The sequence below is a fragment of the Streptomyces sp. NPDC059567 genome, from assembly GCF_042735655.1.
Taxonomy (GTDB): Bacteria; Actinomycetota; Actinomycetes; order Streptomycetales; family Streptomycetaceae; genus Streptomyces.
This window is the reverse complement of sequence record NZ_JBHWBS010000029.1, coordinates 14,274-39,810: the sequence shown is the minus strand read 5'-3', so window position 1 is coordinate 39,810 and position 25,537 is coordinate 14,274. Positions and strand designations below refer to the sequence as shown.

26 protein-coding genes, 1 tRNA gene and 1 pseudogene are annotated in these 25,537 nt (G+C 69.6%); 16 read left to right on the top strand and 12 right to left on the bottom strand.

Annotated elements, in window-relative coordinates:
* Positions 1–186: 186 nt before the first annotated feature.
* The 4 genes from nhaA (at position 187) to ACFVZW_RS15875 (ending at position 3,346) form a co-directional block, all read left to right on the top strand.
* Positions 187–1,584 (top strand): Na+/H+ antiporter NhaA, encoded by a 1,398-nt coding sequence (gene nhaA, locus ACFVZW_RS15890; RefSeq protein WP_384521386.1) that lies wholly within the window; start codon positions 187–189, stop codon positions 1,582–1,584.
* A 37-nt stretch (positions 1,585–1,621) separates the two neighbouring features.
* Complete coding sequence (locus ACFVZW_RS15885; protein WP_384521383.1) at positions 1,622–2,119, top strand: phage holin family protein; 498 nt, start codon at positions 1,622–1,624, stop codon at positions 2,117–2,119.
* Positions 2,116–3,057 (top strand): alpha/beta fold hydrolase, encoded by a 942-nt coding sequence (locus ACFVZW_RS15880; protein ID WP_384521381.1) that lies wholly within the window; start codon positions 2,116–2,118, stop codon positions 3,055–3,057. The genes ACFVZW_RS15885 and ACFVZW_RS15880 overlap by 4 nt, the downstream gene beginning before the upstream one ends.
* A 100-nt stretch (positions 3,058–3,157) precedes the next feature.
* A complete protein-coding gene (locus ACFVZW_RS15875) occupies positions 3,158–3,346 on the top strand; it encodes a hypothetical protein (protein WP_329118948.1) in 189 nt (62 codons plus the stop codon).
* A gap of 18 nt (positions 3,347–3,364) precedes the next feature.
* Here ACFVZW_RS15875 and ACFVZW_RS15870 read toward each other — a convergent pair whose 3' ends face one another.
* From ACFVZW_RS15870 to nth, 3 genes are all read right to left on the bottom strand, one after another.
* A complete protein-coding gene (locus ACFVZW_RS15870; protein WP_384521378.1) occupies positions 3,365–4,564 on the bottom strand; it encodes a MarP family serine protease in 1,200 nt (399 codons plus the stop codon).
* 54 nt (positions 4,565–4,618) lie between these two features.
* Positions 4,619–5,344 carry an NUDIX hydrolase gene (locus ACFVZW_RS15865; protein WP_384521375.1) on the bottom strand — a complete coding sequence of 242 codons (726 nt, stop codon included), beginning with the start codon at positions 5,342–5,344 and terminating at the stop codon, positions 4,619–4,621.
* 105 nt (positions 5,345–5,449) lie between these two features.
* Positions 5,450–6,391, bottom strand: a complete 942-nt coding sequence (gene nth, locus ACFVZW_RS15860) for an endonuclease III (RefSeq protein ID WP_384521464.1) — start codon at positions 6,389–6,391, stop codon at positions 5,450–5,452.
* 253 nt (positions 6,392–6,644) lie between these two features.
* On the opposite strand from nth, the gene ACFVZW_RS15855 reads away from it, so the two are divergent.
* On the top strand, positions 6,645–7,319 hold the full coding sequence (locus ACFVZW_RS15855) for a Crp/Fnr family transcriptional regulator (protein WP_015034542.1): 675 nt from the start codon (positions 6,645–6,647) through the stop codon (positions 7,317–7,319).
* A 69-nt stretch (positions 7,320–7,388) separates the two neighbouring features.
* On the opposite strand, the gene ACFVZW_RS15850 is transcribed toward ACFVZW_RS15855, so the two are convergent.
* From ACFVZW_RS15850 to ACFVZW_RS15830, 5 genes are all read right to left on the bottom strand, one after another.
* Entirely contained in the window at positions 7,389–8,273 is an 885-nt protein-coding gene (locus ACFVZW_RS15850; protein WP_384521372.1) for a prohibitin family protein, read from the bottom strand.
* A gap of 85 nt (positions 8,274–8,358) precedes the next feature.
* Complete coding sequence (locus ACFVZW_RS15845) at positions 8,359–9,189, bottom strand: MBL fold metallo-hydrolase (RefSeq protein ID WP_384521369.1); 831 nt, start codon at positions 9,187–9,189, stop codon at positions 8,359–8,361.
* The gene (locus ACFVZW_RS15840) at positions 9,186–10,247 is read right to left on the bottom strand and encodes an NUDIX hydrolase (protein ID WP_384521367.1); all 1,062 of its coding nucleotides are present in this window, start codon (positions 10,245–10,247) and stop codon (positions 9,186–9,188) included. The genes ACFVZW_RS15845 and ACFVZW_RS15840 overlap by 4 nt, the downstream gene beginning before the upstream one ends.
* A gap of 87 nt (positions 10,248–10,334) precedes the next feature.
* Complete coding sequence (locus tag ACFVZW_RS15835; RefSeq protein ID WP_384521364.1) at positions 10,335–10,805, bottom strand: RidA family protein; 471 nt, start codon at positions 10,803–10,805, stop codon at positions 10,335–10,337.
* Positions 10,805–10,963, bottom strand: a complete 159-nt coding sequence (locus ACFVZW_RS15830) for a DUF4177 domain-containing protein (protein WP_017947820.1) — start codon at positions 10,961–10,963, stop codon at positions 10,805–10,807. Before ACFVZW_RS15830 ends, ACFVZW_RS15835 begins: the two co-directional genes overlap by 1 nt.
* A 72-nt stretch (positions 10,964–11,035) precedes the next feature.
* Here ACFVZW_RS15830 and ACFVZW_RS15825 point away from each other — a divergent pair, with 72 nt between their 5' ends.
* Entirely contained in the window at positions 11,036–11,998 is a 963-nt protein-coding gene (locus ACFVZW_RS15825; RefSeq protein WP_384521361.1) for an ArsA family ATPase, read from the top strand.
* A gap of 17 nt (positions 11,999–12,015) precedes the next feature.
* The gene (locus ACFVZW_RS15820) at positions 12,016–13,353 is read left to right on the top strand and encodes an ArsA family ATPase (RefSeq protein WP_384521461.1); all 1,338 of its coding nucleotides are present in this window, start codon (positions 12,016–12,018) and stop codon (positions 13,351–13,353) included.
* Between the two features lie 189 nt (positions 13,354–13,542).
* Here the strand turns inward: ACFVZW_RS15820 and ACFVZW_RS15815 are convergent, their stop codons facing one another.
* On the bottom strand, positions 13,543–13,887 hold the full coding sequence (locus tag ACFVZW_RS15815; protein ID WP_015034550.1) for a WhiB family transcriptional regulator: 345 nt from the start codon (positions 13,885–13,887) through the stop codon (positions 13,543–13,545).
* 497 nt (positions 13,888–14,384) lie between these two features.
* Between ACFVZW_RS15815 and ACFVZW_RS15810 the strand changes: the two genes are divergently transcribed.
* Both ACFVZW_RS15810 and ACFVZW_RS15805 read left to right on the top strand, forming a co-directional pair.
* Positions 14,385–15,086, top strand: coding sequence for a hypothetical protein (locus ACFVZW_RS15810; RefSeq protein ID WP_384521358.1), 702 nt, complete (start codon positions 14,385–14,387; stop codon positions 15,084–15,086).
* A 115-nt stretch (positions 15,087–15,201) separates the two neighbouring features.
* Complete coding sequence (locus ACFVZW_RS15805; protein WP_384521356.1) at positions 15,202–17,436, top strand: transglycosylase domain-containing protein; 2,235 nt, start codon at positions 15,202–15,204, stop codon at positions 17,434–17,436.
* Positions 17,437–17,728: 292 nt separating this feature from the next.
* On the opposite strand, the gene ACFVZW_RS15800 is transcribed toward ACFVZW_RS15805, so the two are convergent.
* Entirely contained in the window at positions 17,729–18,193 is a 465-nt protein-coding gene (locus ACFVZW_RS15800; protein ID WP_329118929.1) for a GatB/YqeY domain-containing protein, read from the bottom strand.
* A 73-nt stretch (positions 18,194–18,266) separates the two neighbouring features.
* Between ACFVZW_RS15800 and ACFVZW_RS15795 the strand changes: the two genes are divergently transcribed.
* The 6 genes and pseudogenes from ACFVZW_RS15795 to ACFVZW_RS15770 all read left to right on the top strand — a co-directional run bounded on the left by ACFVZW_RS15795 (position 18,267) and on the right by ACFVZW_RS15770 (position 22,853).
* The gene (locus tag ACFVZW_RS15795) at positions 18,267–19,205 is read left to right on the top strand and encodes a metallophosphoesterase (RefSeq protein WP_384521353.1); all 939 of its coding nucleotides are present in this window, start codon (positions 18,267–18,269) and stop codon (positions 19,203–19,205) included.
* 152 nt (positions 19,206–19,357) lie between these two features.
* Positions 19,358–19,431, top strand: a tRNA-Pro gene (locus tag ACFVZW_RS15790).
* 601 nt (positions 19,432–20,032) lie between these two features.
* Positions 20,033–20,572 (top strand): hypothetical protein, encoded by a 540-nt coding sequence (locus ACFVZW_RS15785; RefSeq protein WP_384521350.1) that lies wholly within the window; start codon positions 20,033–20,035, stop codon positions 20,570–20,572.
* Positions 20,573–20,655: 83 nt separating this feature from the next.
* Positions 20,656–21,084 carry a hypothetical protein gene (locus tag ACFVZW_RS15780; protein ID WP_384521347.1) on the top strand — a complete coding sequence of 143 codons (429 nt, stop codon included), beginning with the start codon at positions 20,656–20,658 and terminating at the stop codon, positions 21,082–21,084.
* Between the two features lie 308 nt (positions 21,085–21,392).
* Positions 21,393–21,488: pseudogene (locus ACFVZW_RS15775) on the top strand (DNA-binding response regulator); the annotation flags it as partial.
* Between the two features lie 243 nt (positions 21,489–21,731).
* The gene (locus ACFVZW_RS15770; protein WP_384521345.1) at positions 21,732–22,853 is read left to right on the top strand and encodes a serine/threonine-protein kinase; all 1,122 of its coding nucleotides are present in this window, start codon (positions 21,732–21,734) and stop codon (positions 22,851–22,853) included.
* A 3-nt stretch (positions 22,854–22,856) separates the two neighbouring features.
* Here the strand turns inward: ACFVZW_RS15770 and ACFVZW_RS15765 are convergent, their stop codons facing one another.
* Positions 22,857–23,657: an ABC transporter permease gene (locus tag ACFVZW_RS15765; RefSeq protein ID WP_384521458.1), complete on the bottom strand. Its 801-nt coding sequence runs from the start codon at positions 23,655–23,657 to the stop codon at positions 22,857–22,859.
* Between the two features lie 56 nt (positions 23,658–23,713).
* Positions 23,714–24,685, bottom strand: a complete 972-nt coding sequence (locus tag ACFVZW_RS15760; RefSeq protein ID WP_384521456.1) for an ATP-binding cassette domain-containing protein — start codon at positions 24,683–24,685, stop codon at positions 23,714–23,716.
* Between the two features lie 122 nt (positions 24,686–24,807).
* Between ACFVZW_RS15760 and ACFVZW_RS15755 the strand changes: the two genes are divergently transcribed.
* On the top strand, positions 24,808–25,503 hold the full coding sequence (locus tag ACFVZW_RS15755) for a TetR/AcrR family transcriptional regulator (protein ID WP_384521342.1): 696 nt from the start codon (positions 24,808–24,810) through the stop codon (positions 25,501–25,503).
* The last annotated feature ends 34 nt before the right edge of the window (positions 25,504–25,537 follow it).

The following is a 25,537-nucleotide window of genomic DNA, read 5'->3' as shown; positions in this document are numbered from 1 at the left end:
ACTCCAGGTCATCTGGGGTGGGCGCCTTTGTTCATATCCACCTAAAGTGACGATCACCGGACACATTCCCAGCTTGTTAGGTAAAGTAAAGATCGCGTCAGAGACGCGACAGAAATACCTAGGTGCGCCGGGAAGTCTGGTCGGCATGTGCTTCGCCCTGCCCAAACCGACCGGAGGTTGCCCACCGTGCCCGCGCCCACCCCCACCCGCCGGACCTTCCTCGGACGCCTGTCACTGCCCGAGCGACAGTTCGTCGCCGACGCCCTGCGCGCCGAGACCGTCGGTGGCGTGCTCCTGCTGGTGGCCGCCGTCGTCGCACTCGTCTGGGCGAACACGCCCCTCAGCGACAGCTACGCGACCGTACGGGACTTCCACATAGGCCCCGCCGCCCTCGGGCTCGACCTCTCCATCCAGCACTGGGCGGCCGACGGCCTCCTCGCGATCTTCTTCTTCGTCGCAGGCATCGAGCTCAAGCGCGAGCTCGTCGCCGGCGAGCTGCGCGACCCCAAGGCCGCCGCGCTCCCGGTGATCGCCGCCATCTGCGGCATGGCCGTGCCCGCGCTCGTCTACGCCCTGACCAATGCCATCGGCGGCGGCTCGATGGACGGCTGGGCCGTGCCGACCGCGACGGACATCGCCTTCGCGCTCGCGGTCCTCGCCGTCATCGGCACCTCGCTGCCCTCCGCGCTCCGGGCGTTCCTGCTCACGCTCGCCGTCGTCGACGACCTGTTGGCGATCCTGATCATCGCGGTCTTCTTCACCAGCGACCTGAACTTCGCCGCGCTCGGCGGCGCCGTCGTCGGCCTCGCCGTCTTCTGGCTGCTCCTGCGCAAGGGCGTCCGCGGCTGGTACGTCTACGTCCCGCTCGCCCTGGTGATCTGGGGCCTGATGTACAACAGCGGCGTCCACGCCACCATCGCGGGCGTCGCGATGGGCCTGATGCTGCGCTGCACCAGGCGCGAGGGCGAGGAGCACTCGCCCGGCGAGCACATCGAGCACCTGGTCCGGCCGCTCTCCGCCGGGATCGCCGTTCCCCTCTTCGCGCTGTTCTCGGCCGGTGTCAGCGTCACCGGCGGGGCGATCGGCGCGGTCTTCACCCAGCCGGTCACCCTCGGTGTCGTGCTCGGCCTGGTCGTCGGCAAGACGATCGGCATCTTCGGCGGCACCTGGCTGGCCGCCCGCTTCACCAGGGCGGAGCTCAACAAGGACCTGGCCTGGGGTGACGTCTTCGCCGTCGCCTCGCTCGCCGGCATCGGCTTCACCGTCTCGCTGCTCATCGCCGAGCTGGCCTTCGAGGGCGACGCGGCCCTGACCGGCGAGGTCAAGACGGCCGTCCTGATCGGCTCGGGGATAGCGGCCGTGCTCGCGACGGTCCTGCTCAAGCTGCGGGTACGGACGTATCAGGCCCTGCTGGCGGACGAGGAGCGCGACGAGGACGAGGACGGCATCCCCGACGTGTACGAGCAGGACAACCCGGAGTACCACCTCCGCATGGCCGAGATCTACGAGAAGAAGGCCGCGGAGCATCGCAAGCGCGCCCAACTGGCGGGGGCATCGCGCGATGGCGGCGACAGTCCGGCATGATCTGAGGTCGGACCTTAGAAGAGAAGAGGGAGCAGCGATGAGCGACCCGGTCAACGGAACCGAGCGCAGCCTCGGTCAGCTGGTCGCCTCGGCGACCGCCGAGATGTCCGCGCTGGTGCACGACGAGATCGCCCTGGCCAAGGCGGAGATCCGGCAGGACGTCAAGCGCGGCGCCATCGGTGGCGCGGCCGGCGTGGCCGCGGCGACCGTGCTCCTGTTCTCGCTGCCGATGCTGAGCTTCGCGCTCGCCTACGGCATCAACACCTGGACCGGCGGCCACAACGGCGAGGGCGGCTGGAACCTGGCCTGGTGCTTCCTGCTCTCCTTCGCGGCGAACGTGCTGCTGGCGGGGCTGCTCGGGCTGCTCGCCTACGCCAAGTTCAAGAAGGTCAAGCCGCCGGAGAAGTCCATCGCCTCGGCCAAGCAGACCGCCTCGGTGCTGCAGAACGCCAAGCCGCACCCCCGCCCCGTTCGGGCGGCGCTGCCGGGCGCGGTCCAGGACAAGGCCGCGGCTGTGGGACGCTCGTCTGCATGACCGTCCCTGAGAGCAGCAACGGCAGCGGCAACGGCAGTCCCGTACGGATCGACGGCCCCTGGACCCATCGCGACGTGGCCGCCAATGGCGCGCGCTTCCACATCGCCGAGATGGGCGACGGGCCGCTCGTGCTGCTGCTGCACGGCTTCCCGCAGTTCTGGTGGACCTGGCGCCATCAGCTGCCTGCTCTCGCCGACGCGGGCTTCCGGGCCGTGGCGATGGACCTGCGGGGCGTGGGCGGCAGCGACCGTACGCCCCGGGGTTACGACCCCGCCAACCTGGCCCTCGACATCACCGGCGTCATCCGCTCCCTCGGCGAGCCGGACGCGGCGCTGGTCGGCCACGACCTGGGCGGCTATCTCGCCTGGACCGCGGCCGTCATGCGGCCGAAGCTGGTCCGCCGACTCGCGGTCTCCTCGATGCCGCACCCGCGCCGCTGGCGCTCGGCGATGCTCTCCGACCTCTCGCAGTCGCGGGCCGGTTCGTACGTATGGGGCTTCCAGCGCCCGTGGCTGCCGGAGCGTCAGCTCGTCGCGGACGAGGGGGCCCTGGTGGGGAAGCTGATCGAGGACTGGTCGGGCCCCGGGCTGCCGGACGAGGACGCGATCGCGGTGTACCGGCGGGCGATGTGCATCCCGTCGACCGCGCACTGCTCGATCGAGCCGTACCGGTGGATGGTGCGGTCCCTGGCACGGCCGGACGGAATCCAGTTCAACCGGCGTATGAAGCGCCCGGTGCGGGTACCCACCCTGCACCTTCACGGCTCGATGGACCCGGCGATGCGCACGCGCAGCGCGGCGGGCTCCGGCGAGTACGTGGAGGCGCCCTACCGCTGGCGACTCTTCGACGGCCTGGGGCACTTCCCGCACGAGGAGGACCCGGTGGCGTTCTCCACGGAGCTCATCAACTGGCTCAAGGACCCCGAGCCCGATCGCTGACCGGACTCCCGTTCTACGAACGGCCATGTGCCCGAGACATACTCCAATTGGCGGGCCCCTGGGCGGTTACCGACCTTGGGCCACGGGCAGACGTCGGGGTATGGGCTGGACGCACGACTACGGTGACACAGCACGCAACCGCCGCTCGACCGCTGGGTCGAGCTCCCGCGAAAGGGGTGGCCCGCAGGAGCAGGGACGCTCGCATCCCGTGCAGGGGATGGGGATCCCGCGCATCCTGCGCCGCCGGGCCCGCTGGGTCTCGGCGAGGCTCAGGCATACCCGGGACTGACCGCGATCGCCCGTTCGGCTACAGCGCGCACCCCTGGCTGTCCACCTGCTGGTTGGCCGCACGGCCCTGGACGATGTCGTCCTGGATCTCGTCGACCGTCAGTGCGTAGCCGGTGTTCGCGTCGTCGAGGGAACGGGCGAAGATCACGCCGGACACCTTGCCGTCGGCGGTGAGGAGCGGGCCTCCGGAGTTGCCCTGGCGGACCGTCGCGTACAGGGAGTAGACATCCCTGCGGACCTCGCCGCGGTGGTAGATGTCCGGGCCCTTGGCGCTGATACGGCCCCGGACGCGCGCCGAGCGCACGTCGTACGAGCCGTTCTCGGGGAAGCCCGCGACGATCGCGTTGTCGCCGCTGCGGGCGTCCGAGTCGGTGAACTGCAGGGGCTCGGCGTCGAGATCCGGCACGTCCAGTACGGCGATGTCGCGCGCCCAGTCGTAGAGGACGACCTTCGCGTCGTACAGCTTGCCCTCGCCGCCGATCTGGACCGTGGGCTCGTCGACGCCTCCGACGACATGGGCGTTGGTCATCACGCGGCGGTCGGAGAAGACGAAGCCGGTGCCCTCCAGGACCTTGCCGCAGCTCGGCGCCGTACCGACGACCTTGACGATGGAGCGCTGGGCGCGGGCCGCGACCGGGCTGCCGGCGAGCGCCGGGTCCGGGGGCCGGACCTCCGTGATGGGCTCGTTGGCGAACGGGCTGAAGACCTGCGGGAAGCCGTTCTGGGCGAGGGTGGAGGTGAAGTTCGTGAACCAGCTGGACACCTGATGGGGGATCACCCGCTCGACTCCGAGGAGCACCTTGGAGTCGCGCACCTCCTTGCCCACCGTGGGCATCGAGGTCTGGCCGATGATGGAGCCGAGCAGCCAGGCGACCAGGAGCATCGCGACGACGTTGACCAGCGCGCCGCCGGTGGCGTCCAGGGCGCGCGCCGGTGACCAGGTGATGTGCCGGCGCAGCTTGTTCCCGAGGTGGGTCGTGAAGGCCTGGCCGACCGAGGCGCAGACGATCACCACGATCACGAAGACGACCGTCGCCGTGGTGGAGACCTCGGACTTGTTCGTCAGCCAGTCCCAGACGACCGGGAGCAGCAGAACGGCGACGAGGCCGCCGCCGAGGAAGCCGATGACCGACAGGACGCCGACCACGAAGCCCTGGCGGTAGCCGATGATCGCGAACCACACGGCGGCGAGCAGCAGCAGGATGTCCAGCACGTTCACCGTCAATAGCCTCGCAGATTCGTCTTCGGTCGCCCCGGCCCGGAGGTCAGCCTGTCATGAGCGCCAGTCGAGCGGGACCTTCTTGGCCCGGTCCCACGGCCTCTCCCAGCCCGCGTAGTGGAGCAGCCGGTCGATCACTCCGGCGGTAAAACCCCAGACCAGGGCGGATGCGACAAGGAACCCGGGGCCCTCGTGGCCGCTGGGATGGACGGTCGTCGCGCGGTTCGCGGGGTCCGTGAGATCCGCCACGGGGACGGTGAAGACCCGGGCGGTCTCGGCGGGGTCGACCACCCCGACCGGGGTGGGGGTGCGCCACCAGCCGAGCACGGGGGTGACGACGAAGCCGCTGACCGGGATGTAGAGCTGGGGCAGCACGCCGAAGAGCTGGACGCCGGAGGGGTCGAGTCCGGTCTCCTCCTCGGCCTCGCGCAGCGCTGCCCGCAGGAGGCCGCCGTCGGCCGGGGCGCCGTCCTCGGGGTCGAGGGCGCCACCGGGGAAGGAGGGCTGGCCGGCATGCGAGCGCAGGGAGCCCGAGCGCTCCATGAGCAGAAGCTCGGGGCCGCGCTCGCCCTCGCCGAAGAGGATGAGGACCGCGGACTGGCGGCCGGCGCCGCTGGCGGGCGGCAGGAAGCGGCTGAGCTGCTCCGGCTCGACGCCACGCGCGGCGCGGTCGACGGGGGCGAGCCAGTCCGGCAGGCCGTCCCGGCTGAGCAGACCGCCGGTCCCGACGCCGTGGGTCGTCTCCCCGGTGTGTGCTTCGGTCTCTTCAGTGCGCGTCATAGGCACCCCCGTGGTTCACAACGCGATCGGTGTGTGGGTTCGTTCCCTCATGGATCGGATCCTTCGGAGCCCCGGGCTCCGCTCGGACCCCTCCGCCCGCTGGGCTCACTCGGCTCCCGGGGCGACGCCGGGGGCGGGTGCGGCCGGGCGGCCCGGATAGTCCGGGGGCGGGTTGAGGCGCTGGCCGGGGAAGCCGCCCTTCTCGTACTTCAGGAGCTTCCGCGCCTTCTCCGGGTCGGTCTCGCCCTCTCCGTACGCCGGGCAGAGCGGGGCGATCGGGCAGGCGCCGCAGGCGGGCTTGCGGGCGTGGCAGATCCGGCGGCCGTGGAAGATCACCCGGTGCGAGAGCATGGTCCACTCGCTCTTCGGGAAGATCTCGGCGATCTCGGCCTCGATCTTGACCGGGTCGTCGCTCTCGGTCCACTTCCAGCGGCGGGCGAGACGCATGAAGTGGGTGTCGACGGTGATGCCCGGCACGCCGAAGGCGTTGCCGAGGACGACGAAGGCGGTCTTACGGCCCACTCCGGGCAGTTTCACCAGGTCGTCGAGGCGGCCGGGGACCTCGCCCCCGAAGTCGTCCCGGAGCGCCGCGGCGAGACCCATGATCGACTTGGTCTTGGCGCGGAAGAAGCCGGTGGGCCGGATCAGCTCCTCGACCTCCTCGGGGACGGCGGCGGCCAGGTCCTCGGGGGTCGGGTACGCCGCGAAGAGCGCGGGGGTGGTCTGGTTGACCCGCAGGTCGGTGGTCTGGGCGGAGAGGACCGTGGCGACGAGCAGCTCGAAGGGGTTCCGGAAGTCCAGCTCGGGGTGGGCGTACGGGAAGACCTCGGCCAGCTCCCGGTTGATCTTCCGGGCCCGACGGACCATGCCGAGCCGGGATTCCGCTTTCGCGGCTCTCGCGGCGGCTTTCGTCGTCTTCGCGGCGGCTTTCGTCGTCTTCGCGGCGGCCTTCTCCGCGGGCTTCGCCGTCTTCGAAGCGGCCTTGGAGGGCGCCTTCGTCGGGCGTTTTGTCGCATTCGCCCGTTTCGACGTACCCTGTTCGCCCACAGCGGAATTACCCTTGGCGGACACTCTTCCAGCCCCCTTGGCCTGCGCTCTCACCGGCGAGTTGGACACTCGGCCAGCCTAAGGGCCACCACCGACATCCGCCCTGGGCACGACCGATCACGACCCAATCGGGGCCCTGACGTACGGAGGGGTGGTTCGGTACGTCAAACTTGTTGTGATTGATCGCACTGTTTTGTGCGTCCGGCATCATGGGATCAAGGTCCCCTGAGCAGGTCGACATAGGAGAGAACTCGTGGACGACGTTCTGCGGCGCGCCCCGCTCTTTGCGGCGCTCGATGACGAGCAGGCCGCGGAGCTGCGCGCCTCGATGAGTGAAGCGACGCTCGCCCGTGGCGACGCGCTCTTCCACGAGGGCGACCCCGGCGACCGCCTGTACGTGGTGACCGAGGGCAAGGTGAAGCTCCACCGCACCTCGCCCGACGGCCGGGAGAACATGCTGGCGGTCCTCGGCCCCGGCGAGCTGATCGGCGAGCTGTCCCTCTTCGACCCCGGCCCGCGCACCGCCACGGCGACCGCGCTGACCGAGGTCAAGCTGCTGGGCCTCGGCCACGGCGACCTCCAGCCCTGGCTGAACGCCCGCCCCGAGGTGGCCACCGCCCTGCTGCGCGCGGTCGCCCGCCGACTGCGCAAGACCAACGACCAGATGTCCGACCTGGTCTTCTCCGACGTGCCGGGCCGTGTCGCCCGCGCGCTCCTCGACCTGTCGCGCCGCTTCGGCGTGCAGTCCGAGGAGGGCATCCACGTCGTCCACGACCTCACCCAGGAGGAACTGGCCCAGCTGGTCGGCGCCTCCCGCGAGACGGTCAACAAGGCCCTGGCGGACTTCGCCCAGCGCGGCTGGCTGCGCCTGGAGGCCCGCGCCGTGATCCTGCTGGACGTGGAGCGCCTCGCGAAGCGTTCGCGGTAAGCGGTTCCGTACGTACGAGGAAGGCCGCCCGGTCGTGGACCGGGCGGCCTTCTCGCGTGCCAGGGGTGACTACCGCTTCGTGCCGTCGACGATCAGCGGGTTGCCGCCCGCGGCGCCGCACGGAACCGCGTACACCGGGTTCTTCGCCGCGGCCTCCTTGTACGCGTCGATGCACTGGTTCATCAGGACCTTGTCGGTCAGCGACTCGTTGAGGATCTTGTTGGCGCGGGCGATGCCCTCGGCCTCGATACGGCGCCGGTCGGCCTCGGCCTTCGCCGTGCGGGCGGCCTCCGTGGCGCGCTCGGTCGCCTGCTGCTGCTGGATCTTGCGGTCGATCTGGTCCTGAAGGGCCTTCGAGGGCTTCACGTTGCGCAGGTTGACGGCCGTGACGTCGATCCCGCGCGGGGCCAGCCGCTCCTTGATGAGGGTGCCGATCTCGGCGTTGATCTTCTCGCGGTCCGTGGCGTAGCCCTGCTCGCTCGTGTAGCGGGCGAAGACGTTGCGGACGATCTCCCGGCTGTCCGGGTAGACCAGGCGCTGCTGGATGGACTCCTCGCTGCCGGCGAGCCGGTACAGCTCGACCGACTTGGCCGGCGTGACCGCCCACTTCACGGTCACCTCCACCTCCATCACGCCACCCTGCGAAGAGCGGACCTCGACCACGTCACGGTCGGAGAGGTTGAGGTCGACGGGGCGGGTGGAGAAGGTCGTGACGTCGGTGAACGGCGACTTGACGTGCATGCCCGAGGTCATCGGCTCGCCCACCTTGCCGAACGCGACCGGGACGCCGACCTCGTACGCGCTGACCACGTACGTCATGCTGGCGATCAGCGAGAAGGCACCCGCGATGACGGCGCCGAGCGCGCCGAGCTTCAGCCCCTTCGAGTCGTTGGAGCGGGCGACGAAGAAGAGCACCACTGCCGCGATGAGCAGCAGGATGGCTATGACGAACATGAGTGTTCCCCCCGAGGACTACGGTCGGCTGTAGGCGAAGTAAGCGGAGCGTAAGACACGAACCGCGAACCCTCGAGGGTGGGGGTCAGATCAGGCCGTGCTCCCGCAGGTACTCCAGCTGAGCCCGTACGGACAGCTCCGCTGCCGGCCAGAGCGAGCGGTCCACGTCCGCGTACACATGGGCGACGACCTCCGAGGGGGTCCGGTGGCCGCTCTCGACCGCCGTCTCCACCTGGGCGAGCCGGTTGGCTCGGTGCGCGAGGTAGAACTCCACCGCGCCCTGCGCGTCCTCCAGGACCGGCCCGTGACCCGGCAGCACCGTGTGGACCCCGTCGTCGACCGTGAGCGAGCGCAGCCGGCGCAGCGAGTCGAGATAGTCGCCGAGCCGCCCGTCGGGGTGGGCGACGATCGTCGTGCCCCGCCCGAGGATCGTGTCGCCCGTCAGGACGGCCCGGTCGGCGGGGAGATGGAACGAGAGCGAGTCCGCGGTGTGGCCGGGCGTCGGCACGACCCGCATCTCCAGACCGCCGACGGTGATGACGTCGCCGGCGGTCAGCCCCTCGTCGCCCAGTCGCAGAGCCGGGTCCAGGGCCCGTACATGCGTCCCCGTCAGCTCGGCGAACCTGCCCGCGCCCTCGGCGTGGTCGGGGTGACCGTGCGTCAGCAGGGTGAGCGCGACCCGCTTGCCGAGCTTCGTCGTGGTCTCGATCACATGCGTCAGGTGGCCGTCGTCGAGCGGTCCCGGGTCGACGACGACGGCGAGGTCGGAGTCGGGCTCGGAGACGATCCAGGTGTTGGTGCCGTCGAGCGTCATCGCGGACGGATTCGGCGCGAGGACGTTGACGGCTCGGGCGGTCGCGGGGCCGGAGAGGACCCCGCCCCGGGGCTGCCCGGGCAGCGCGGCGGCATCACTCATCGCGCACCTCCTTCACGCGGAGCGCCGGCGTCCGGTCCGGGCGTACCGCCCGGAGTTGCGTCCGGAGCCGCACCCGCGTCCGCGTCCGGTCCGGGCGTCGCGTCCGCACCCTCGCCCGTGCCCGCGTCCGCTCCGGACGTCGCGTCCGGAGCCGCACCCTCGCCGGTGCCCGCGGCCGGTCCGGGCGCCGCGCCCGGACGCCCGCTCATCGGGACGTGCTTGGTGAACTCGTCGTGGCCCGGCCAGCTCAGGATCAGCTCGTCGCCTTCCAGCCGCGCCTGCGCCAGTACGGGAGTCAGGTCCTGGTCCTGGGCCGCGGCCAGCGCCTCGGCGGCCGTACCGAAGCGTTCGAGGCCCCGCAGGGTCGAGATCGTCGGAGGCATCATCGTCAGCTCGCCCCGGTCGTAGCCGGCCGCGGCATCGGCCGGGCGGATCCAGACCGTGCGGTCCGCCTCGGTCGAGACGTCACGGGTGCGCTGGCCGGCCGGAAGCACGGCCGCGAAGAACCAGGTGTCGTACCGCCGAGACTCGAACTCCGGCGTGATCCACCGCGCCCACGCGCCGAGCAGGTCCGAGCGCAGCACCAGCCCGCGCCGGTCGAGGAAGTCCGCGAACGACAGCTCGCGGGCGACCAGCGCCTCCCGGTCCTTCTCCCAGTCCTCCCCCGTCGTGTCGTCGACGACGGAGTCGGCGGTCCCGCCGGCGAGCAGCACGCCCGCCTCCTCGAAGGTCTCGCGCACGGCCGCGCAGACGATCGCCTGCGCCTCCTGCGTACCCGTGACGCCGAGTCGCTCCGCCCAGCTCTCCAAGGAGGGTCCGGCCCAGCGCACCGGGTGCTCGTCACGCGGATCGACACCGCCGCCGGGATACGCGTACGCACCGCCCGCGAAGGCCATGGAGGTGCGCCGCCGCAGCATGTGGACGTGCGGCCCCTCGGTGGCGTCGCGCAGCAGCAGGACGGTCGCCGCCCGCCTGGGGGCCGCGGGCGTGAGCTCGCCCGCCGCCAGGGCACGGATGCGGTCGGGCCATTCCGGTGGGTACCACTGACCATTCGACATGGCCGGATGGTATGCGCAACTACCCGTACGCACGAGAGCCGATTCCCCCTGGGCGGGAGAACCGGCTCTTGACGAACGTGCGCGCGGTCAGGCCTGGACGAGCTCCACCTGGACCTCGACCTCGACCGGAGCGTCCAGCGGCAGCACCGCGACACCCACCGCGCTGCGCGCGTGCACGCCCTTGTCGCCGAGGACGGCGCCGAGCAGCTCGCTGGCGCCGTTGATCACGCCGGGCTGACCGGTGAAGTCGGAGGCCGAGGCGACGAAGCCGACGACCTTCACGACCCGCTTGATCCGGTCCAGGTCACCGGCGACGGACTTCACGGCAGCGAGCGCGTTCAGCGCGCAGGTGGCCGCGAGCTTCTTGGCCTCCTCGGCGGTGACCTCGCCGCCGACCTTGCCGGCCATCTGGAGCTTGCCCTCCACGATCGGGAGCTGGCCCGAGGTGTAGACGTACACGCCCGACTGCACGGCCGGCTGGTAGGCGGCCAGCGGGGGCACGACCTCCGGCAGCGTCAGGCCCAGCTCGGCGAGCTTCGCCTCGACGGCGCCGCTCATCAGGACTTCTCCCGCTTCAGGTAGGCCACGAGCTGCTCGGGGTTGTTCGGGCCGGGAACGACCTGGACGAGCTCCCACCCGTCCTCGCCCCAGGTGTCCAGAATCTGCTTCGTCGCGTGCACGAGAAGGGGCACGGTCGCGTATTCCCACTTGGTCATGGAGCCGACTGTATCCGCTGCCACAGGTAGCCTCCTGCTTAGGCGGGCCTGCCAGTGGTTAGGCTCGAAGACGTGAGCAGGCTCCAGGTCGTCAGCGGCAAGGGTGGTACCGGTAAGACGACGGTCGCCGCCGCCCTCGCGCTCGCCCTCGCGACGGAGGGCAAGCGGACCCTCCTCGTCGAGGTCGAAGGCAGACAGGGCATCGCACAGCTCTTCGAGACGGAGGCCCTTCCGTACGAGGAGCGCAAGATCGCCGTCGCGCCGGGCGGCGGCGAGGTGTTCGCGCTGGCCATCGACGCCGAGCGCGCGCTCCTCGACTACCTCCAGATGTTCTACAAACTGGGCAGCGCGGGCCGGGCCCTGAAGAAGCTCGGCGCGATCGACTTCGCGACGACGATAGCGCCGGGCGTACGGGACGTACTGCTGACCGGCAAGGCATGCGAGGCGGTCCGCCGGCGCGAGAAGCACGGCGGCTACACCTACGACCACGTCGTCATGGACGCGCCGCCGACCGGCCGGATCACCCGCTTCCTCAACGTGAACGACGAGGTGGCGGGGCTGGCCAGGATCGGCCCGATACACAATCAGGCGCAGGCCGTGATGCGGGTGCTCAAGTCCCCCGAGACGGCGGTGCACTTGGTGACGCTGCTGGAGGAGATGCCGGTCCAGGAGACCGCGGACGGCGTCGCGGAGCTGCGCGAGGCCGACCTTCCGGTGGGCGAGATCATCGTGAACATGGTCCGTCCGCACGTCCTCGACGAGGCGGCGGTGCGGGCCGCCTCCGGCGACCACCGGGACGCGATCGCGAAGACCCTGGCGGCCGCGGGGATCTCCGGCGGTACGAAGCTGGTCGAGCCGCTCCTGGAGCAGGCCGGCGAGCACGCCCAGCGGGTGGAGCTGGAGCGCGAGCAGCGTGCGGCGCTCGCCGGGCTCGGCGTACCGACGTACGAACTCCCGTTCCTCGGGGACGGGGCGGACATCGCGGGCCTGTACCGGCTGGCGAAGGACCTGCGGAAACAAGGGGTGGGCGCGTGACGGAGAAGGCTGCCGCGGTGAACGGTCTCGACTCCGTGCCCGCCGTGAACGGGCTCGACTCCGCCCCCGTCCTGCATCTCGATCCGCTCATCGACGACCTGGGCACGCGGATCATCGTCTGCTGCGGCGCGGGCGGGGTCGGCAAGACGACGACCGCGGCGGCGCTCGGTGTCCGGGCGGCGGAGCGGGGCCGCAAGGTCGTCGTGCTGACGATCGACCCGGCCCGGCGGCTCGCGCAGTCGATGGGGATCGACTCGCTGGACAACATCCCGCGCAAGGTGGAGGGCATCAAGGGGTCCGACGGCGGAGAACTGCACGCCATGATGCTCGACATGAAGCGGACCTTCGACGAGATCGTCGAGGCGCACGCGGACGCCGAGCGGGCCCGGGCGATCCTGGAGAACCCCTTCTACCAGTCGCTGTCGGCCGGTTTCGCCGGCACGCAGGAGTACATGGCGATGGAGAAGCTGGGGCAGCTGCGGGCCCGCGACGAGTGGGACCTGATCGTCGTCGACACCCCCCCGTCCCGGTCGGCGCTGGACTTCCTGGACGCGCCGAAGCGGCTCGGGTCCTTCCTGGACGGGAAGTTCATCAAGCTGCTGATGGCCCCCGCGAAGATGGGCGGCCGGGCGGGGATGAAGTTCCTCAACGTCGGCATGTCGATGATGACGGGGACGCTGGGGAAGCTGCTGGGAGGGCAGTTCCTGAAGGACGTTCAGACCTTCGTGGCCGCGATGGACACGATGTTCGGCGGCTTCCGGACCCGGGCGGACGCGACGTACAAGCTGCTCCAGGCCCCGGGCACGGCCTTTCTCGTGGTGGCCACGCCGGAGCGGGACGCTCTGCGCGAGGCCGCGTACTTCGTGGAGAGGCTTGCCGCGGAGGAGATGCCGCTGGCCGGTCTCGTCCTCAATCGCGTCCACGGCAGCGGCGCCGCCCGGCTGTCGGCCGAGCGGGCACGGGCCGCCGCGGAAAATCTTGACGAGGGGCGCATTGTCGATCAGGGGGGCGGGAAGACTGGTGTTCGTGGCTCCCGTGCCACGCCCCCCGAGCTGTCGGACACCGCCAGCGCCGCCACCGTCACCGCCGCCGCACGCACTTCGCACGACGAGGCTGACCCCACAGCCGACGACGCCACGCACGACATTCAGCAGCTGACCGCAGGACTGCTCCGTCTCCATGCCGAGCGGATGCAGGTGCTCGCGCGCGAACAGCGCATGCGTGACCGCTTCACGGCGCTCCACCCCGAGGTGGCTGTGGCCGAAGTGGCCGCCCTGCCCGGCGACGTACACGATCTCGCAGGGCTGCGGGCCATCGGTGATCGACTCACGGCCGGACGGATGCCGTCGGCCTGAGCTGTGCGAACGTCGGCGGGGGCATCACCCACCGCCGCGCAAGCCTCGTACGCCTTCGTACGCCGCGTATGTCTCGAACGTGCCGTACGCCTTCATACGTCGCGTACGCCTCAAACGTGTCATACGCCTTGATAAGCCGCGTACGTGTCATACACCTTCGTACGTCTCGAACGTCGCGAGCCGGTGGGGCTAGCCCACCGCCGCGTATGCCTCGTACGTCGCGTCGTCCTCGATCGCCACGGGCAGCAGGCCCGCTCCCCGCTCGTACTCCGTGCGCGCGGTCTCGAGCAGTCGCCGCCACGAGGTGACGGTCGGCCGCCGGCGCAGCAGGGCACGGCGCTCGCGCTCCGTCATTCCGCCCCACACGCCGAACTCCACGCGGTTGTCCAGCGCGTCGGCCAGGCACTCGGTCCGCACCGGACATCCGGTGCACACTGCCTTCGCCCTGTTCTGTGCCGCTCCTTGAACGAAAAGTTCATCCGGATCGGTAGTGCGGCAGGCCGCCTGCGCACTCCAGTCAGCTACCCAGCCCATACCGGCGCCGTCCTCTCCCGAATCGAGGCTCCCCCACGGCGGTAGCGGCATATTCACCGCTGCCAGTTGGTGACGTTACGGAAGGTGGGCACAGCGCAACACCCCCTTCGGGCCCAATCTTGAATGGCCCGAACGGACTATGCGTACGCGGCAGATCACCCAGGGGAGTGACCGGTGGACATGCGTGTCGTATCCGGCGAACCGGTACAGTTCGCCCGACCGTGACGGAGTCACTTGGGGCGTCGAGTGACGCATGGGGCGGAATCGGGCATGGCTTCCCAAGCTTCGGGTTCAAGGGATTTCATGCCGATGTCACGCCCGGGTCTTGATGCAGAACCACACTGCTGTGACAGTTGAGAGCAGCTTAGGCCAAGGCATACACGTGTGTCCGGCGAATGAGAACGTAGACACCTCACGTTGCCATGCCGTCAAGTCAGTCGGCTTTGAGAGCCCGGGGCCTCGAACAGTTCTGACCAGGCAGGGGAGAGAATCCCGGTATGGCAATGGCACGGCACCGGTACTCCTCTTCGCCCGTCGTGGACGGGCACCCGCTCCTGGATGAGCCGGGTTTCTGGCCCGCGTACTTGGCGGACCTGGCTGAGGGGTTCGCTCCGGAGGCCTTCGGCACGGACGCGGGCGACGCGGACGCCATGCTGGACGCGCTCCACGACCCGTCGGCGTGGCCCATGTTCACGGTGCCGCTGGCCGGCGGCTTCGCGATCGTCGTGCACTACAACAGTGGCGAGGAGTTCACGACCCTCGACTACTTCCTCACGCACCCCGACTGGAACCAGGATCTCGTCCTCGCCAGCGACGATCAGGACCGCATCGGACCGGGGCTGTGCTGGCCCGAGCTCGCCGCACTGGCGGAAGCGCCGGCGGGCGCTGTCGGCGTCACCGACCCCCATGCCCGGCTCCTTCTCCTCCTGCCGGTTCTGGGCGACGCGGCGGTTTCGGAGGAAGCCGTGACGGCGGTGGTCGAGGCTCTGGTCGCTCAGGGTGCGCCCGAGGAGAGCGAGGCGTTGGCCAGACACCTGCTTCAGGGGCACCCCATGTGGGGCGCCGCGGACTGGTGGTTCGACGATGACGAGCAGAGCTGGCTCTGCGAAGGCGATCACAGCCCCCGCAAGGAGCCCCTGGGCGACCACCTTCCCCCGCAGCAGCGGGCCGCTCTCGAAGCCTGCCTCACTCCCGGCTGACGAGCTCAGGCCGCGCTCGCGGCGGCGGCACCTGGATGTCACGGTCTGGTACTCGAACTCTCCGAGAAGCCCATGCTCCTGCGGAACGCTCGTAACTACGGATTAGGCTGCCCCCATGGCAAAGAAGCGCTCGGGCGGAGGTCTGACCGGGACCCAGCAGGCCGCCAAGTTCCTCGGTGTCAGTGTGCTCTCCGGAGCCGTGCTGGCAGGCATCGCCCTGCCCGCGGCCGGAGCACTCGGACTGGCGGCCAAGGGCACGGTCGAGGGATTCGACGAAATCCCGTCCAACCTGAAGACGCCGCCGCTGAGTCAGCGCACCACGATCCTCGACTCCGAGGGCGGCCACCTCGCCACCGTGTACTCGCGCGACCGGAAGGTCGTGCCGCTGGAGAAGATCTCCCCGTACATGCAGAAGGCGATCGTCGCGATCGAGGACTCCCGCTTCTACGAGCACGGAGCGATCGACCTCAAGGGCGTGCTGCGCGCGATCAACCGCAACGCCCAGTCGGGCGGCGTGGCGCAGGGCGCGTCGACGCTCACTCAGCAGTACGTGAAGAACGTCTTCGTCGAGGAGGCCGGTGACGACCCCGAGAAGGTCGCCCAGGCCACCCAGCAGACCATCGGCCGCAAGGTCCGCGAACTGAAGTACGCGATCCAGGTCGAGGAGGAGCTGGGGAAGAAGAAGATCCTCGAGAACTACCTGAACATCACCTTCTTCGGTCAGCAGGCGTACGGCATCGAGGCGGCGGCTCAGCGCTACTTCTCCAAGCCCGCCGCCGACCTGAAGCTGGAGGAGGCCGCCATGATGGCCGGCCTCGTCCAGTCGCCGAGCCGCTACGACCCGGTCAACGACCTGCAGGAAGCCACCAAGCGCCGCAACACGGTGCTCCAGCGGATGGCCGACGTGAAGGACATCAGCCAGGCGGAGGCGGACCGGGCGAAGGCCACGCCGATCAAGCTGAAGGTGAAGGCCCCGAAGAACGGCTGCATCACCGCCGTCGACGGCGCCGGCTTCTTCTGCGACTACGTCCGCAAGACGATCCTCAACGACCCGGTCTTCGGCAAGACGGTCGAGGAGCGGCAGAAGCTGTGGAACCTGGGCGGCCTGACCGTCCGGACCACGCTCGACCCGCGCGCACAGGAGGCGGCCAACGAGGCGGCCGTCGCGAAGATCAACGTGGACGACGGGGTCGCCGCCTCGGTGGTCCAGGTCCAGCCGGGCAGCGGCAAGATCCTCTCGATGGGCCAGTCCCGCCCGTACGGCCTGGACCAGAAGCAGCACCAGACCACGCTCAACCTCGCCGTCGGCAAGAAGATGGGCGGCACGACGTACGGCTTCCAGGTCGGTTCGACGTTCAAGCCGATCACGGCCGCGGCGGCCCTGGAGAAGGGGCTGAGCCCGGCGCAGTCCTTCTCCACGCCGTGGAAGATCTCGCTGCCGATGGGCTCGTACACCACCTGCGCGGGCGGCCCGTCCGGCGGCGGCAACTGGGACCTGCAGAACGAGATGAAGTCCGAGGCCGGCACCTGGGACATGACGAGCGCGCTCGGCAAGTCCATCAACACCTACTTCGCCCACCTGGAGCAGATGACCGGGCTCTGCGAGACGGTCGAGATGGCGAAGAAGATGGGGTACGAGAAGGAGCTGGGCAAGAAGCTCCAGGAGCTGCCCTCGATCACCCTCGGCGGCCAGGAGTCCACCCCGCTCGACATGGCGGCGGTCTACGCGACCTTCGCCAACCGTGGCACGTACTGCACCCCGGTCGCCATCGAGTCGATCAAGACGGCCAACGGCGAGAAGCTGAAGGTGCCTCAGACGGAGTGCTCGCGGGCGATGAGCGAGCGCACCGCCGACACCGTCAACCAGATGCTGAAGGGCGTCGTCGAGGACGGCACCGGTACGAAGGCGGGTCTGAGCGACCGCGACAACGCCGGCAAGACGGGTACGACGAACGACCGCAAGGACGCCTGGTTCGTCGGGTACACCCCGAACCTGTCCACGGCGGTGTGGGTCGGTGACGACGTCGGCGAGAAGCAGTCGATGTTCAACATCGTCATCGGCGGAGTGACGTACGACAAGGTCTGCGGTGGCTGCCTCCCGGGTCCGATCTGGAAGATCGCGATGACCGGGGCGCTGACCGCCTCCGAGACGCCGTCCTTCGCGCCGATCTCCGTACCTCGCGGCGAGAAGCCGGAGGACAAGGAGAAGGACAAGGGCAAGCCGCGCGACGACGAGAAGCCGGGTGACCGGGACGAGGACGACAACCCGTTCCCCGGGATCACGATCCCGCCGGACCTGATCGGCGGCGGCAACGGCCGCGGCGGCAACAACGGCGGCAACGGCCGGTAGCCCACGGGCACGGACATGAGCGAGGGCGCCTCTCCTGGGAGAGGCGCCCTCGGTCGTTTCCCGGTCGCGGGGACTCGGCGGGCGAGGCGCCTTTCACGACGGCCCCGCGAGCTTCGGCTCAGCGGGCGAGGCGCCTTTCACGACGCCCCCGCGAGCTTCGGCTCAGCGGGCGAACGTGCCCGGGCTCCGGCATGCGAGCTTCAGGTCAGCCGGCGTTCCCGGGCTCCGGCACGCGAGCTTCAGGTCAGCCGGCGAACGTGTCCGGGCTCCGGCCCGGGAACATGCGCGGGACTCAGCCGGCGAGGAGCTTCTTCACGACGGCGGCGACCCGGCCGCCCTCGGCCTGCCCGGCGACCTTCGGGTTCACGATCTTCATCACGGCGCCCATGGCCCGCGGGCCCTCGGCGCCGGCGGCCTTGGCCTCGGCGACGGCCGCCGCGACGATCTGCTCCAGCTCGTCGTCGCCGAGCTGCTTAGGCAGGTACGCGTCGAGGATGACGCCCTCGGCCTTCTCCCGCTCGGCCGACTCGGCGCGACCGCCCTGGGCGAAGGCCTCCGCGGCCTCACGGCGCTTCTTCGCCTCCTTGGCGATCACCTTCTGCACCTCGTCGTCGGAGAGCTCGCGCTTGGTCGTGCCCGAGACCTCCTCCTTGGTGATCGCGGTGAGGGTGAGCCGGAGCGTCGAGGAGCGCAGCTCGTCGCGCTCCTTGATGGCGGCGTTGAGGTCGTCCTGAAGCTTGGCCTTGAGCGTGGTCATGCCCCAAGTGTGTCAGGTGCCCCACCCTGCCCGCCCGCGCATTTCCCTCCATCGGGTCTGCGACGATGGGGGGATGCGCGCACGGTACGGGATCCCCCTGAAGGTCACGGCAGGTCTTACGGCGACGGCGGCGGCCGGACTGGTCTACGCGGCGGGCTTCGAGGCCCGCTCGTTCCGTCTGCGCCGGGTGACGATCCCCGTACTCCCGCGCGGAATGCGGGATCTGCGGGTCCTTCAGGTCTCCGACATCCACATGGTGTGCGGCCAGCACAAGAAGCGGAAGTGGCTGCAGTCGCTCGCGGGGCTGCGCCCGGACTTCGTGGTCAACACGGGCGACAACCTCTCGGACACGGACGCGGTCCCGGAGGTCCTGGACGCGCTCGGCCCGCTGATGGACTTCCCCGGCGTGTACGTCTTCGGCTCCAACGACTACTACGGGCCGCGGCTGCGCAACCCCGCCCTCTACCTGCTGGAGAAGGCCCAGGGGCGGCACGGGCTGAACGGCAACAAGCCGGTGGTGGGCGCGGTGCACAACCCGTGGGAGGGGATGCGGGACGCCTTCGACGACGCGGGCTGGGTGAACCTGACCAACACCCGGGGCCGGCTGAAGCTGCCCGACCTGGAGCTGGCCTTCACCGGCCTGGACGACCCGCACATCAAGCGCGACCGGTACGAGCGGGTGGCGGGCGGCCCCGACCTGACGGCGGACTTCTCGCTGGGCGTGGTCCACGCCCCGTATCTGCGCACGCTCGACGCGTTCACGGCGGACGGCTACGGCCTGATCCTGGCGGGCCACACCCACGGCGGCCAGCTGTGCATCCCCTTCTACGGCGCCCTGGTGACCAACTGCGACCTGGACACGGACCGGGTGAAGGGCCTCTCGACGCACACGGTGGAGGGCCGGACCTCGTTCCTCCACGTCTCGGCGGGCTGCGGCACGAACCGCTTCACCCCGGTGCGCTTCGCCTGCCCCCCGGAGGCGACGCTGCTGACACTGACGGCGCGCGACTGAGACGTCCCCCTCACACGCGCCGGCCCGGGCGAGCACCGGCCGGACCACATCCGACCTGCGGCGCTGCCCGTCGAAAACCGGATTTCGTCTCCGGGCGTGGGTGGGCTAAAGTAATCGATGTCGCCGCGACGTGAAGAACAGAGCAGCGACATCGGGGTGTAGCGCAGCTTGGCAGCGCGCTTCGTTCGGGACGAAGAGGTCGTGGGTTCAAATCCCGCCACCCCGACAGCTGAAACACCAGGTCAGGGGCCTGATCCGCGAGAGCGGGTCGGGCCCCTGAGTGGTTTCTGGGCATCGGGGAGCGACCTGGGGCAGGCCGAGTGGAGATCCCGGTCGGTCCGACGCCGGCACTGGCGGCCCCATGCACTGCCGCTACGTCACCGGCCTGCGTGTGATCGTTGACGAGGCGGTCGGATGGAAGCCATGCGGCCCGCGGGGCCTCCATCAGCTCCTGGGGTGATTCGCCGAGCTGCGCCATACGCTCCGGTGCCCCCTCCACCGTGATCTTCGCGTCCGGGCGGAGCCGGCCCCACCCGGGTGGGGGATGGGTCGGCGCGGCTGGCCGCTGAGACAGCGGCGAGCTAATTCCAGCCACACCCAGGAAACAGGAATGAGGCCAATTAACCGGAACTCCAAATTCATCCAATTCCAAACAAAGAGGCCTGCGGGTACGGTATTAAACATCTTCCGTCCCTTTGCATCGAATTGTCACCTCAGGTAAACCTCAAACTTAAGGCATTTCATCACTCGTCACCTCCTCTGTTGCTAGCTTCACCCAAGTAACCCCGACCCCAAGGGCGTTACTTGACCGCAAGGGGGAAACAGAGATGCAGTTCAAGAAGGCGGCGATCGCCGCCACGGGCGCACTGGCCATTACGCTCCTGTCGGTGGGGCCCGCGGGCGCAGCACCGGTCGATCCGTTCGATCCGCAGCCGCAGGCCGAGTACTGCCAGCCCGGGAAGCGTGCGGCCATCCCGACCAATACTGCGAACACCCTGGACGTGAAGTACCGCACGTCTGTCACCAACGGAACCGGCAGCACCCAGAACTTCAAGTTCACGTCGAAGAAGAGCGGCACCACGACCTACGGGCTCTCCATCACCGTTTCGGCCGAAATGAAGGCATGGATTTTCGCCAAGATCGCGGCCGAGGTGAACGGAAGTGTCGAGAAGTCGAAGACTGCCGAGATTGGGGAGGAGGTCTCCGGCACGGTGAAGCCGCACTCCACGCTCAAGGGTGACTTCGGTAACTGGAGGGAGAACGTCTCTGGGTGGACCGCTCACCAGTACAGCAACTGCTCCTACGGCACCAAGACCTACTTCAACGCCTGGGCTCCGTACCGGACCAACTGGCGCGTCTACTACTGACCGTGCCGGTAGCGTCATGGTGTGCCCCGCTTGGGGTGGGGAGCCTATCGGCGATGGGGAGAACAGTGAGTTCTAGGGCGTTGGTGGCTGCCAGTGCAGTGCTGCTCGCGTTGGTCACGGGATGTACGACCTCATCCGATCCTGGTCAGGGCGAAGGGCCGCCGGCGACGAATGCCGGCACGTCGGGAGGCGGCGGAACCCAGAAGCCGGCCCCGGATTTGAAATTGGAGCAGGCCCGGGGGAAGAAGCTCCTCATCAAGGAGATGGATGGCAAGGTGGGGACCGGTCTTCCTGTCTTCACTCCGCCGCATGCGTCGTACACGGTGCACTTCGTGTGTTCGGGCACCGGGAATATGTCTCTGGAGGTCGCCGGCAAGAAGTGGATCAGCCATCCCTGTGACGGGGTGGAGAACGCTGCCGAGCGAATCACCGAGAAAGAACCTCAGGCCGTAGTCGTCAAGCTGTCCGGTGCTGCTTCCTGGAAGGTGGCGGTCGCAGACGGTCCTCTGTGAGGATTCGCCGCGGATCCTCTGTGAGGATTCCCCGCGGACTGGGGTGTGCGGTGGACTGCCTTCTCGATGGACGGAGAAGGCAGGAAGCGAATACGACTGTGGGAGTGCCGCGAGGTTCTGGCACTCCCTCACCGGTTTCCCGATCCGGAGCATCTCACTCTGCCCCCTCCATGTTCTCGTGGACGAGGAGTCGGGCATGGCTGTCCGACTGCGGTCCGGGCTGAAGAACGGCGCAATTACCCCTGAGCATGCGCATGATTTCGCCCTGCAAGTGATCGCCTGGACAGGGCGATCGGTTCGATGGAGAACCTACGACCGCCGTGCTGCTGCTCTCCCAGTACGTCAAGGAGCGTTACGCAGCCGAGCTGCTCGCCACCAGCACCAGCGGGGTGGGCTGGCTGGTGGCGCCGACGCTGCTCGTGATCATGGACATGAGCGCGCTCCACCTGGCGCTGCCGACACTCAGCACAGACCTGGAGCGATCCGGCAACGACCGGCGCTGTGATCCGTAGAGCCGGGCTGCGCCGGGGTTCGTGGGCGAGATGTCGATCAAGGCGCCTACCCTGGAACGGCATCGGGCGCCGGCAGCGGAGTACGGCGACACATGCTCTGTCAGGTTGGCTTGCCGTCGAAAGGCTGGGTCTCAGGTGCTGGTCGCGGACCGATATCGGCTCCACTCGTGTGTCGGGCGTGGCGGCATGGGCGAGGTGTGGCAGGCCACCGACGAGGTGCTCGGGCGGGCCGTGGCCGTGAAGCTGATGCTGGGTCACGGGACCGACCCCTCGGCGGCCGACAGGTTCCGGCTTGAGGCGCAGACCGCGGCGCGGCTGAGTCATCCCCATGTCGTCGGCGTCTTCGACTTCGGTACGTGGGACGAAAAGCTGTTCCTCGTCATGGAGTTGGTCGAGGGGGAGAGCCTCGCCGGAAACCCGGGGACCCCGCTCGTGCTGCCCGCCGAGCGGGTGGCCCACGTCGCCGCCCACGCCGCCGCCGGGCTGGCCGCCGCGCACCGGGAGGGAGTCGTGCACCGGGACATCAAGCCCGGGAACCTGCTCCTCGACGGCGACGGGACCGTGAAGCTCGCGGACTTCGGCATCGCCCGCTTCGTCGACGACCCCTCCGCCGGGCTCACCACCACGGGGCAGATCGTCGGCACCGGCCTCTACCTCGCTCCCGAGCGTGCTCTCGGCCGGCCCGCGTCGCCGGCGTCCGACGTGTACTCGCTCGGCTGCGTGCTGTACCAACTCCTCACCGGACGGCCTCCGTTCCAGGGCGACACCGCGACCGCCCTGCTGTACCAGCACATCGACACCCCGCCCGCGCCGCCCCGGCAGCTCGGAGTGGGGCTGCCCGCCGCGTTCGAGGCGTACCTCCTCACGCTGCTGGCCAAGGAACCCGAGCAGAGACCCCCGGCCCAGGCGATCGCGGACTGGTTCTCCTCGGGCGCCTGGCGCGGTCACCCCCTGCCCCATGCCCAGCCGAATCAGCCGTATCAGAGCGGGCCTCAGCAGCACCCCCGACAGCACCAGCAGCACCAGCAGCCCCGCCACGCGCCATCGCAGGCGCAGGCGCGGTCCCGGGCGCCTCAGCCCCGGCCCCGGACTCAGGCCCGGCCTCAGTCCGCTGTCGCCGCTCCGCGACGGCAAGCGCGCCGGAGCGAGGGCGGTCTTGCCGCCCTCTCCCGGCGCCGTCCCAGGAAGACCGCCGCCGTGGCCGGCGGCATAGCCTTCGTGGTCTTCCTGCTCATCGGTATGGCCTGGCTGTCCTAGGCGTCAGCGGGTGGCCTCGCGGTTGAAGGCCGAGCGGGACCAGAAGTAGCCGACCAGGGCGAGCCCCGCGCACCAGGCGAGCGCGATCCAGGCGTTGTTGCCGATCTCGGTGCCGAGCAGCAGCCCCCGGAGGGTCTCGTTGATCGGGGTGAAGGGCTGGTACTCGGCGAACCAGCTCAGCCCGGTCGGCATCGAGTCGGTGGTGACGACGGCGCTGCCGAGGAAGGGCAGGAACGTCAGCGGCATCGGCGCGTTGCTCGCGGCCTCGACCGTCTTGGCACCCATGCCCATGGCGGCCGAGATCCAGCTGAGGCCGAACGCGAGGAACAGCACCAGACCGAGCGCGGCGAGCCACTCGACGAGGGTGGCCTCCGGCCGGAAGCCGATCGCGAGGGCCACGCCGACGACGATGACCAGGATGACCGTCACCTGGATCAGGTTGCCGAAGACATGACCGGTCAGCACCGCTCCACGGGAGATCGACATGGTCCGGAAGCGGTTGACGATGCCTTCGGTCATGTCGGTGCACACGGACACGGCGGTCGAGATCGCGCCGGACGTGACGGCCATCAGGATGATGCCCGGCGTGACGTAGTCGGTGTACGCGCCGAGGTCGCCCGCGAGCCCGATGCCCTCGCCGAGCGCGCTGCCGAAGACGAACACGAAGAGCAGCAGCATCAGGACCGGCATCGCGACGATCGCGATCGTCATGGACGGATAGCGCAGCTGGTGCTTGAGGTTGCGGCGCAGCATCGTCATCGAGTCGCGCAGCGCGTACGACTTCGGCTTGGCGCTCACACCCATTCCCGCGCCCGCGTTCGGGTTCGAGTTCGTCCTCGTGTTCGTGATCGTGTTCGTGCTCATCGGGCGTTCTCCTTCGGGGCGTTGACGGAGCCGGTCAGGGCGAGGAAGACGTCGTCGAGGTCCGGGGTGTGGACGGTGAGGTTCTCGGCGGGGACGGAGGCACCGTCCAGGACGTCGAGGACGGCGCGGAGGGTGGGCAGGCTGCCGTCGCTTGCGATGCGGAGCGTGAGCTCCTCGTGGTCCGCGGCGGAACCGGCGAAGAGGGCGGCCGCGGTGGCGAGTCGGGACTCGTCGGCGAAGGCGAGTCGGATGTGTCCGCCCGGGATGCGGCGCTTCAGCTCCTCGGCGGTGCCTTCGGCGACGAGGCGGCCCTGGTCCAGGACGGCGATGCGGTCGGCGAGTTGGTCGGCCTCTTCGAGGTACTGCGTGGTGAGGAAGATGGTCACGCCCTGCTCGGCGACCAGGCGGCGGATGATCTCCCACATGGTGCGGCGGCTGCGGGGGTCGAGGCCGGTGGTGGGCTCGTCGAGGAAGATGATCCGCGGTTCGCCGACCAGCGTCATGGCCAGGTCGAGCTTGCGCCGCATACCTCCGGAGAAGGTGGAGACCGGCTTCCGCGCCGCCTCGGTGAGCTCGAAGCGCTCCAGGAGCTCGGCGGTGTGGCGGCGGGCCTCGCGGCGGTCGAGGTGGTGCAGGTCGGCCATGAGGAGCAGGTTCTCCTCGGCGTTCAGGAGGCCGTCCACCGCCGCGAACTGGCCGGTGACGCCGATCGACCGACGCACGCCGTCGGCCTGCCGGGTCAGGTCGTGGCCGGCGACCTGCGCCTGGCCGCCGTCGGCGCGGACGAGAGTGGACAGGATCTCCACGGTCGTCGTCTTGCCGGCCCCGTTCGGACCGAGCAGCGCGAAGATCGTGCCCTCCTCGATCCGCAGGTCGATCCCGTCGAGGACCAGCTTCTCCCCGTACGACTTGCGCAGCCCGACGGCCTCGATGGCCGTGGCAGGTGCGGCGATGGTCGTGGCCGTCACTGTGGTCACCCCTCACTTTTACGGTGTTCAACTCCGCTGACTTGAACACCGTAAAAGACGACTCGCGCATGACGCAAGCCCTGAGTTGAACACCGTGCAAGAAAGTCGGCTACGCTGGGGCCATGCCGCGTGAGACCTTGACCCGAGACCAGATCGTCCGAGCCGCCGTCGAGCTGCTCGACAGCGAGGGCATCGACGGCCTGAGCATGCGCAAGCTCGGCCAGCGGCTGGGTTCGGCGGCGACGGCCATGTACTGGCACGTCGGCAGCAAGGAGAGCCTCATCGTGCTCGCGGCCGACGCGGTGTGGAGCGAGCTGACGTTCATCGACCCGGCCGAGGCCGGCTGGCGCGCCGCCGCGCGCGCCCTCGTGCACGACACGTACGCGCTGGGCAAGCGCCACCCCTGGCTCGTCCCGGCGATCAGCTCGCACTTCGTCTACGGCCACGGCATGGCCCGCTTCCAGGACCACTCGTGCGCGATCTACGAAGCGGCGGGCTTCGAGGGCTGGGAGCTCGACTGGGCGGTCAACTCCGCCTTCACCTTCGTGGCCGGCACCCTGCTCGTCGACGCGACCGAGGCCACGATCGCCACCGCGCAGGCCCCCCGGGGCAAGGGCGACGAGGGCAAGCCGGCGCAGAGCGTCACCGAGTGGGCGTACGGGATCGCGTCCCAGTACCCCCGGCTGCGCGCCCGCATGGAGGACCAGCAGGGCGTCGACCCGGCCGCGTTGATGAGCGAGAAGTTCGAATTCGGCGTCGAGGCCATCCTCGACGGCCTCGAAGCCCGACTCCGCGCCCACGCACGCGACACCGCCTGATTCTGGCGACCGCCCGCCCGGACCGCGACGTCAC